An 8,878-nucleotide genomic window follows, 5' to 3' on the forward strand; every position below is an offset into this window, starting at 1 on the left:
AATCCACGTGGAGCGCGGCTTCAAGCCGGAGGACAGTTGCGTGAGCGTGTTCGGCTGCGAAGGCCCGCACCTCTCCGTTACGGGGCCTGGGACGGCGGAGCAGGCGATGAATAACATCGCCAGCGTCATGGCGACGATGGGCAGCAATAACATGCACTTCGGCGGGCAGGTGCTGGTGGTGCTGGGACCCCGCGCCGCGCTCACCCTGTCGAAGGGTGGATTCAACAGGCAGACCGTCCGCAAGTACCTGTTCGAGAAGGCGAGAATTCCCGTCCACGAGCTGAAGACGGGAACGACGCCCGAAGAGACGGCCACCGAGGCGGAGCTGTGGCCGCGCTGGCCCGGCGCCGATCGCGAGGACACCCTCGTGCCCATCGTCCGCAAAGTGGAGAACATCCACCTGGTCGTGTCCGGAGGCTGGGGCGCGGGCGCGGCGTTCTCCGCTGTCTGCCCCGGCTGGGGCTACCTGGGCGGGTACATGGAGACCAAGAAGATCAGGCCGCTGGGCGGGAAATAGACAACACCCCGGAAAAGGTGTTCTCCGAACAAAGGGACGGTGGGTATATCCTCGCGTCCCTTTCTCATGTCAGAACACTATGCCGCGCGGGCGTTACCCCTCAACCGGCACGGTCTGGGAGCGCGAGAGGCCGCCCGCCGTTGGGCTGATGGTAATGTGGATACCGTGTCCGCCCGCCACCACCAGCAGCACATCCTCCGCGCGGCGGGCCGGCGGAATCAGCGTGTCGGCGGAGAAGTCAGGGAACTCGTCGTAGCGGAAGTTCCGCACCGCCTGCATGTCCTCCGCGGGCAAGTCCCCCGCGCGGACGTGAGCGCGCTCGAAGATGTAGCGCTGCGCGTCCGCCTTGGAGTAGCCCGCGGCGGCCAGGCGCTGGGCGAAGTCCGGCCCCAGGAACACCGCCAGCTCGCCGCCATAGTACACGTTGCCGTGCGAGTTAGCCCTCAACCCATTGACGATCGTCCGCAGAATGCTCTCCGGCTGCTGGCCGACGGTGAACACGTCGAAATTGCCCCGCAAGAATATGACCGTGACGGCGCTCGTCTCCCTGTCCAGCCCCCTGTCGGCGTGCAGCGGCTGCCACGGGCTGTCCTCCTGGTTTTCGCCCATGCACAAGGTGTACTTGCCCGGCTGGCCCAGCGTGGCGTAGTCCGTAAGTCCGGCGATGCACCCGCCGATGGCCGCCAGGACGAAGCGCATCGCACGGCCAATGGTCGCGTTGGCCTGCACGCCGGGGCCGAGAGCGTTCGCACCGCTGTTGACGCCGATCTTTCCGCGGACGGGGCCGTGGACCAGGACAAGGGGCGTCTGCGGGCCTGTGCCCGTCAGCACGCCCACGGCGTTCAAGTCGCGGGCAGGGAGAGCGCGGACGGCGGCCAGCAGCACGGGCATGTACTCCGGACGGCACCCCGCCATGACGGCGCAGGCGGCCACCTTCGCAAGCGTGGCCGCGCCCCAGCGCGGGGGCACGTGGGCGACAACTTCATCCGGCGTCCTTCCACAGAAGGACAACATAGCCTTCACGCGCTCCGGAGTGGGCGGTACGACAGGCAGGCCGTCCCAGCACCGCAGACCGGCAAGCAGCTCGCCCATAGCCTCCGGCGTGGCCTTGACGCGCAGACGCTCCGTCCCTGCATTCGGGCTGATGCCGAGCGCCTGCTCAATCTGCTCACGGGATGCGTGCAGGCCGCGGTAGCGGGCCGACAGTGTGCGCGGAGGGTCGGTCAGAGCGTGGACGACCTCGTCCAGAACGGCCTCGGCGGACGCCCGCGGGTCGCCTCCCACGGCATTGGGGATCGCCACCATCGGCAGGTCGGGCGCGCCCACGGACGCGGTCGCCGTCTGGCCCAGAACTGCCCCCTTCGTCGAGCAGATGATGGCGGTGGGCAGGCCCCGCGTCTCGAACTCGACGGCGTCCCACGCGGCGATGGCTCCGCCCGGCCTGTTCTCCGCCACGCCCAGGATGACGGCGTCCACGCGGGCGCGCAGGCCCTCTATCTCCCCGGCTGTCAGCGGCATGATGTAGTGGCGTCGGACAACGAGCGTGACGTCGGCGACGCCGGAGCGCGCCTGAAGCAATCCGCTCAGCCGATCGGCGACGGCGCGGGAGAAGGCGAGCGGGCTGTGGACGATGGCGATGCGCTTCCCCGACAGCCCGGTCAATCGGCGGGCCAGCGCGTGTTCAGGCGGCCGGAGTCCGGCCACGGGGTTGACAATCTCGATAGTCTCAGACGCGGCTGAACGAGGGGCCATAGCAGCCTCCGTAGGAGCTGAGCAGGACGCCAACTGCCCGCGCCCGTTACAATGAGCACACTCTAGGGGCGCACGTTGCGCGTGTCAAGCGTTTGACAGCTATTTTGCGTCTATGGTAGTCTAGGGCACTTATGGAACGCCGCCTATTCGCCGACGCAGGAGGGCTGCATGGACTACATCCAACGCTACCTTGCCGAGGAGTTCGCCGGAGACTACAAAGAGGGCCTTATCACCCGTCGGGAGTTTGTTCATCGCATAACCCTTATCATGGGCAGCGCCGCCGCGGCGCTCGTCATGATGGAGACGATCGGGTGCGCGCCTGAGCCATCGCCGACGCCTACTGCCACCGCCATTCCGCCCACGCTGACACCACCCACGCCCGCGTCCACTCCAACGCCCGCGCCGTCGCCGACCGCGGGGACCACGTCCACTCCAACACCCGCGCCATCGCCGACTGCGGCGCAAACCGCGGCGCCGACCGCAGCGCCTACTGCGACGCGCGCTGCGCCGTCCGGCATCACGGTATCGCCCGACGACCCCACCATCGAAGCGGGTCCAGTCTCTTTCCGAAGCAAGGCGGGCATCCTCATGCTGGGCTACCTCTCGCGGCCCCGGGCGCAGGGTACGTATCCCGGTGTGCTGGTCATCCACGAGAACCGCGGCTTGCTGCCCCACTTCGCCGACGTGACCCGACGCTTCGCCAAAGAAGGGTACGCGGCGCTCGCCATTGACCTGGCCTCACGCGAGGGCGGGACGGCCAAGTTCGCCGACTCCGCCGAGGTGTCCGGCATACTCGCCCGCGCATCCCGCGAGCGCGTCGTGGACGACATGAACGCGGGGCTTACGTATTTGCAGGGCCTCCCCTACGTCCGCCGCGACCGTCTGGGAGCCATTGGGTTCTGCTTTGGCGGAGGCATGGTCTGGCTTCTGGCCGTCAGCAACCCGGAACTGAAGGCGGCGGTCCCGTTCTACGGCCCCAGGCCGCCGTTGCAGGACGTGCCGAACATGCAGGCCGCTGTTCTTGGCGCGTACGCCGAGAACGACAACTTCGTCAATCCCGGCGTGCCCGACCTGGAGGCGGCGCTGAAGGCAGGTCGCAAGGCGTACCAGCTCAAAACGTATCCCGGCACGGGCCACGGCTTCTTCAATGACACGGGCGCGCGCTACAACGCGGAGGGCGTCGCCGCGGCGTGGAAAGACGCACTGAGCTGGTTCAGCCTATACTTGAAAGGCGTGGCGACTGGCTAACAGCCAGCCACTCAAGGAGATGGAATGGTGAACGCCACTTGGAACCTGGTCAACCCTACCGCCCCGCCACGGGCGGAGCAGAAAGCACAGAAGAGCCTCCCTCCACCGCTTGAGGGGCTGGACGGCAAGACGCTGGGTTTCCTGAGCAATATGTGGCCCAGCGTGCGGCCCACCTTCGCGCGGATGCGGCAGGTGGCAACCCGGCGCTTTGCTCTCCGTAGCACCATGCTGAAGGAGCGCGCCGTGACCTCCAGCGCCGCGCCTAAGAACATCATGGACCCGCTAGCCAACCAGTGCGACGCCGTGATTGTCGCGCTGGGCAACTGAGGCGCCTGCACCACCTGGACGGTGGGAGACGCCATTGAACTGACGCAGCGCGGCGTTCCGGCGGTGGCCCTGGTCACCCAGCGCTTCCTCGCACTGGCCCAGGCGGTCGCCCGAGGGAAGGGCGTGCCCAACCTGCCCATCGTCGTGCTGCCGCCCAACGTGGACTACATGAGCGAGGCGGAGCTGGGCCCGGTGGCGGACACGGCGTTCGACGAGGCGGTGTCGAAGCTGGTCAGGCCGGGCAAGCCTCAGCCTGCAACGTAAGGGAGGAAACCGTGCCGAAAAGCAGCGCTACCCACGAGAAGCGCGTTTCCGTGCAAGGCTCGTGGCGCCAGGTGGTGGAGAGCCTCTTCCAGATGGGGTGGAGCGACGGCCTGCCCGTCATCCCTCCCGTTGAGGAGGCCGTCCGGGAGATGGTGGACTACACGGGCCGCGCGTCGGACGAGGTCATCGGCGCGGTGGCGCCGGCCTACGGCGAGGCCACCGTCGAGCGCATCGCGGCGAACGCGGTCATGGCGGGCTGCAAGCCTGAGTACATGCCGGTGGTGATCGCCGCCGTGGAGGCCATGTGCGATCCCCGCTTCAACCTGGACGGACTCCAGACGACGACCAACCCATGCACGGTCGCCCTCATCGTCAACGGCCCCGTCCGCAAGCAGATAGACGTCAACTGCGGGCGCAACTGTCTGGGCCAGGGCTGGCGGGCCAACGCCACCATAGGCAGGGCGGTCAGACTTGTGCTGATGAACGTGGGCGGAGGGACGCCCGGCCCGGTGGACAAGGCCATCCACGGCTTCCCCGGCAAGTACAGCTTCTGCTTCGGCGAGGACGAGGAGAACAGCCCGTGGGAGCCGCTCCACGTGGAGCGCGGCTTCAAACGGGAGGAGAGCACGGTCACGGTGGCGGGCGTGCACAGTACGGTCAATATCGGACTGAGCAGCTACAACGTCATTGACCCCATGCTGCGGATCATGGCCAACACCATGAGCTACCTCGGCAGCAACAACGTCATGGTCGGACGCGGCGAGCCCGTCCTCATCATCACGTCCGGCCACGCCGCGCTCGCGGCGCAGAGCGGCATGTCCAAGCTCGACCTCAAGCGCTTCCTGTTCGAGCAGGCGGGCTACCCTGAGTCGGGCCTGCCAAGGCCCATGGTCCGCACCGAGCGCCTGAGCATCGTCAACGGCATCGTGAAACCCTGCGTCAAGGCGGAGGATATCATGATCGTGGTGGCCGGCGGGCCGGAGACGTACCACGCCGTGTTCGCCCCCACCTTCGGCGACACCTGGCAGGCGACCAGGGCCGTCCGGCTTTCCGCGACACATTCAGGCGTTACCGAGTCCAACACCTATAAGGAGTAAACAGTGGCAAGACCAGTGGCCTCCCGCGCAAGTATCAGCGCCCGCGCACGGCGCATCCATGAAACGTCCATCATCATTGACGGGATGAACAACAGCCGGATGACCGGCCCCTACTTCGACCAGATACGCAGGGCGGGCATCACGTGCACCATGTGGCCCGTGTCCATCACTACGCCGTTCCGGCAGGCCATTCGCCAGATCTGCGATTTCTGGAACCTTGTGGACAAGAACAAGGACAAGGTGCTCATCGTCCAGGATACAAGCGACATCCTGCGCGCCAAGAAGGAAGGCAAGCTGGGCCTTGTCATGGTGCTGGAGGACACGCGTCAGCTTGAGGACGATGTAGAGCTCATCCGCATCTTCCACAGGCTGGGCATCCGGCGTATGCAGCTCAACTACACCACGCAGAACAGCGTCGGGTGCGGCAAGGGCGACAGGGACGGGCACGACGCCGGGTTGAGCGGGCTGGGCGTCCGCGTCATCCAGAAGATGGAGGAGGTGGGGATGCTCATTGACCTCTGCCATTGCAGCCCCAGGACGCTGTTGGAGGCCTATGAGGTCACAAAGAAACCCGCCGTGGTCAGCCACATCAACGTCAGAGGCGGGTATGCGCACCCAAGCAACCTGACCGACGCCGAGTTGAAGATGGTCAAGAAGAACGGCGGCGTCGTGGGTATCTCCGGCGTGCCCTTCTACGTGAAGGACCGCATGCCGACCATTGACGACATGATTGACCACATTGACCACGCGAAGCGCGTGGCTGGCGTGGACGCGGTCGGCGTGGGCACGGCCATCTTCGAGGGCCATCCTCCCGAGTTCTACTTCCAGTTCAATCTGCCGGAGGACCGCTACGGCAAGCCGCCCTGGACATGGCCCAAGGGAATCGAGACCATCGAGAAGTTCCCGGCTATCACGGAGAAGCTGCTCCAGCGCGGCTACACCGACGCCGAGGTCAAGAAGGTCATGGGGGGGAACTTCCTGCGCGTCTTCAGGCAGGTCTGGGGATAACGCCCCTTACGGCACAGCAAAAAGGGCCAGGTCCGTGGACCTGGCCCTTTTCATATTACAGGAAGACGCCTGGAGGATGACAATAAAAAAAGGCTTCTTGGCGACGGCATATTTTCCACAGAGAGTTGCCCCTCCAGTATCGTCTGCGCTGAGGCGTTTCACTACCGTGTTCGGGATGGGAACGGGTGGGACCGCCTCGCTCTAGTCACCAAGAAGCCAAAAGACACTATACCACAAAACGCGGGGCCTGTGAAGAGGAGTACTCTCTGCCCTGCTCGCAGGTTGCCCCACAACGTGGCGAAGACATTGCCTGAGCAAAAGCGCACGGCGAAAGCAAGCAGCCGCGCATTCCCACGAAGCCCGGCGCCCGCGAGCTGCCTCATGTCCGGCCCGCACGCTTCCCCATCAAGTCCTTGCCTTCACTAAGGGCATCTATATCTACCTGGAGCGGGACGAGCGTGCGGGCGATCATGCCCCAGTAGCCTATAGACAGCGTAAGCTCAACGATGCGCCGGTCGTCCAAGTACGTCCGCAATGCGCCAAACGTTTCGTCGCTGACCTGGACGTTGCGGGCCACCTCGTCGGTGTACCGCAGGACGGCCCGTTCCTCGTCGGTAAACGCCGACGCGCTCCTCCAGCGCCCCATGGCCTTGATTTGCGCCTCGGTCACGCCCGCTTCCCTGGCAATCGGAACGTGCTGTGTCCATTCGTAGGCGCTGCGCGACAGCTTCGCGACGCGCAGGATGGCCAGTTCCCGCAGCTTGGGCGGCAGGTCCGCCCGTGTGAGCAGCGCGCCTCCCAGACGCACGAAGTGAGAGACGACGAAGGGGCTGTGCGCCGCCACCCGATACAAATTCAATATCCGGGCGCCGTTCGCTTCAATTTTGGTGAAGAGTTCCTTCACCTCGGGGTGCGCCTGGGCTGTTTGGACATACGGAACGCGGGCCATGCCTCTACTCCTTATCGTTTTCTCAGCCACGTCGCCGTGGGCCGTTGGTACGAACATTATCCAAGGCTGTCACGCCGATTTGCACCGCTGGCGGGTCACGACTCGATGCGCCGCGTCACTGACATGGTGTCGCCGAAGGTAGGAAGAAAGGTCGAGTGGTCGCCTGGCCCGCCCCCTACGACAATCATGTAGTCTTCCCATCTCGGAATCATGGGCACCATCCCACCGATGACGCGTTCGCTAAACCCCGCACGTTCCTTCCGCCGTTCGGAGAACCATTCCACCGGGGCGCGCACCTTTTCCCACAGGTACTTCTTGAGGTCGTTCTTCGTGGGGAAGAGTCGCCTCAGCAGAAACGCATGCGTGGGGGACAGAAGGATGCAGGGCTCGCCCATCCCCAGGCCGAAGTTATTGCACCCTATATCCACCATCGCGTGCTCAATGGTCTGGATAACATCTTTCGCGTCCGGGCTTCCTTCAGCCATATTCGTCGTGCCCTGAGCCCCGACGACAGTGGCGACGCTGTCATCCTGCTTGAAGCCTCGCTCAACGTGCAGTGGCTCCCACGGGTTCTCCTCCTCGTTTTCTCCAAAACACAGGGTGTATTTCCCGGGGTAACCCTGCGTCGCCTTGTCCACCGACCCTGGGGCTGCGCCACCCACGTTGAGCAGGACCAGACGAATTGCGCGCCCGATGGTGGCGTTCGCCTGCCGACCCGGCCCCATAAGTCCCGAAGCGCAATTCAGGGCCAGGTCACGGCGAATCGGGCCATTAATGATAAGCATCGGGCCGACTGGGTTTGTGGTGCATTGGACACCATTAAGATTGAACTCCGGTTCCGCCATTGCGCGCACAGCCGCCAGGAGAACGGGCATATACTCCCGTTCGCACCCCGCCATCACCGCGTTCACCGCTATCTTCTCGACCGTCGCCGCGCCGTATGCGGGCGGCACGCTGGCCATGACATCATTCGGGCCTCTCCGGGTGAATTCCACAAACGCGCGCACCCGGTCCTCCGTCGGGGGCACGACCGGCAGACCATCGGTCATTCCCCGGGAGTAGAGGAACCTGTTGATCGCCTCAGGAGAGCCCTCAACTCGCGCACGCTCCGAACGCAGGTGTATCTGCGAGGACATAAGTCAGCCTCCTGACTGCTGTACCTTCGTGACGGCTGGCGCGTGGCGGGTCCGTCGCACGTCGCGGACGACCAACCCGGCACTAGGCCAAGCACGCTGGCGCTCATAGTAGCTTCTCGCACGGACTCCCGCAACTGGCCGACAAGTGCAGAGTGTGCAGCGCGGACTGTCGCGGAGAGGGGCTGGCACGGGCAGCGTCCAGGCTGCGGAAACAAGACTTGAGCGATGAAACTCGAAAGCCGTCCGTTCTGGCAATCCGATGGGCGCGGGGCGTCCGTCAGGGACGCCAGAAAGGTGGCCTATGCGGCGGGATGCGCTTCTCCGATGGTATTACCGGCTCCGGCGGAAAGTGAGCCAGGGCTGAGGGGTGTGCCCGCTGAGGCTGCACTCCAGGTCTGTAGGTATACTCCTGGAGACCCGCGCCTCCTGACCCACCCACAGTAGAGTCCCAGGAAGTGGTGTAAGACCAGGGTGGTCTAGCAAAGAAGCGACCACCGCGTCATCCTTACAAGCACGGCTAATGCTCTAAGAGAGGAGACGACAGTGGTCAAAGAGAGTGTGGACATTTTGGGACTGATGC

Annotated in this window: 9 protein-coding genes and 1 rRNA gene; 6 read left to right on the top strand and 4 right to left on the bottom strand. The window is 64.9% G+C overall.

Going from position 1 to position 8,878, the window contains the following annotated elements:
- The coding region (locus Q7T26_05095; protein ID MDO8531532.1) for a hypothetical protein at positions 1–517 on the top strand (517 nt) is incomplete at its 5' end.
- A gap of 93 nt (positions 518–610) precedes the next feature.
- Here Q7T26_05095 and Q7T26_05100 read toward each other — a convergent pair.
- Positions 611–2,269, bottom strand: coding sequence for a hypothetical protein (locus Q7T26_05100; GenBank protein ID MDO8531533.1), 1,659 nt, complete (start codon positions 2,267–2,269; stop codon positions 611–613).
- A 168-nt stretch (positions 2,270–2,437) separates the two neighbouring features.
- On the opposite strand from Q7T26_05100, the gene Q7T26_05105 reads away from it, so the two are divergent.
- The 5 genes from Q7T26_05105 to Q7T26_05125 are packed head-to-tail and all read left to right on the top strand — an operon-like array spanning position 2,438 to position 6,213.
- Complete coding sequence (locus tag Q7T26_05105; protein ID MDO8531534.1) at positions 2,438–3,517, top strand: dienelactone hydrolase family protein; 1,080 nt, start codon at positions 2,438–2,440, stop codon at positions 3,515–3,517.
- Positions 3,518–3,541: 24 nt separating this feature from the next.
- Positions 3,542–3,844 carry a hypothetical protein gene (locus Q7T26_05110; protein ID MDO8531535.1) on the top strand — a complete coding sequence of 101 codons (303 nt, stop codon included), beginning with the start codon at positions 3,542–3,544 and terminating at the stop codon, positions 3,842–3,844.
- 21 nt (positions 3,845–3,865) lie between these two features.
- Positions 3,866–4,108, top strand: coding sequence for a hypothetical protein (locus Q7T26_05115; protein ID MDO8531536.1), 243 nt, complete (start codon positions 3,866–3,868; stop codon positions 4,106–4,108).
- Between the two features lie 11 nt (positions 4,109–4,119).
- On the top strand, positions 4,120–5,205 hold the full coding sequence (locus Q7T26_05120) for a hypothetical protein (protein ID MDO8531537.1): 1,086 nt from the start codon (positions 4,120–4,122) through the stop codon (positions 5,203–5,205).
- Positions 5,206–5,208: 3 nt separating this feature from the next.
- The gene (locus Q7T26_05125; protein ID MDO8531538.1) at positions 5,209–6,213 is read left to right on the top strand and encodes a membrane dipeptidase; all 1,005 of its coding nucleotides are present in this window, start codon (positions 5,209–5,211) and stop codon (positions 6,211–6,213) included.
- 95 nt (positions 6,214–6,308) lie between these two features.
- Here Q7T26_05125 and rrf read toward each other — a convergent pair.
- The 3 genes from rrf to Q7T26_05140 form a co-directional block, all read right to left on the bottom strand.
- Positions 6,309–6,426: ribosomal RNA gene (gene rrf / locus Q7T26_05130) — 5S ribosomal RNA — on the bottom strand.
- A 166-nt stretch (positions 6,427–6,592) separates the two neighbouring features.
- Positions 6,593–7,162, bottom strand: coding sequence for a carboxymuconolactone decarboxylase family protein (locus Q7T26_05135; GenBank protein ID MDO8531539.1), 570 nt, complete (start codon positions 7,160–7,162; stop codon positions 6,593–6,595).
- A gap of 95 nt (positions 7,163–7,257) precedes the next feature.
- Positions 7,258–8,298, bottom strand: coding sequence for a hypothetical protein (locus Q7T26_05140; protein MDO8531540.1), 1,041 nt, complete (start codon positions 8,296–8,298; stop codon positions 7,258–7,260).
- Positions 8,299–8,878 lie beyond the last annotated feature (580 nt).

Source organism: Dehalococcoidia bacterium, from assembly GCA_030648205.1.
Taxonomy (GTDB): domain Bacteria; phylum Chloroflexota; class Dehalococcoidia; order JAUSIH01; family JAUSIH01; genus JAUSIH01.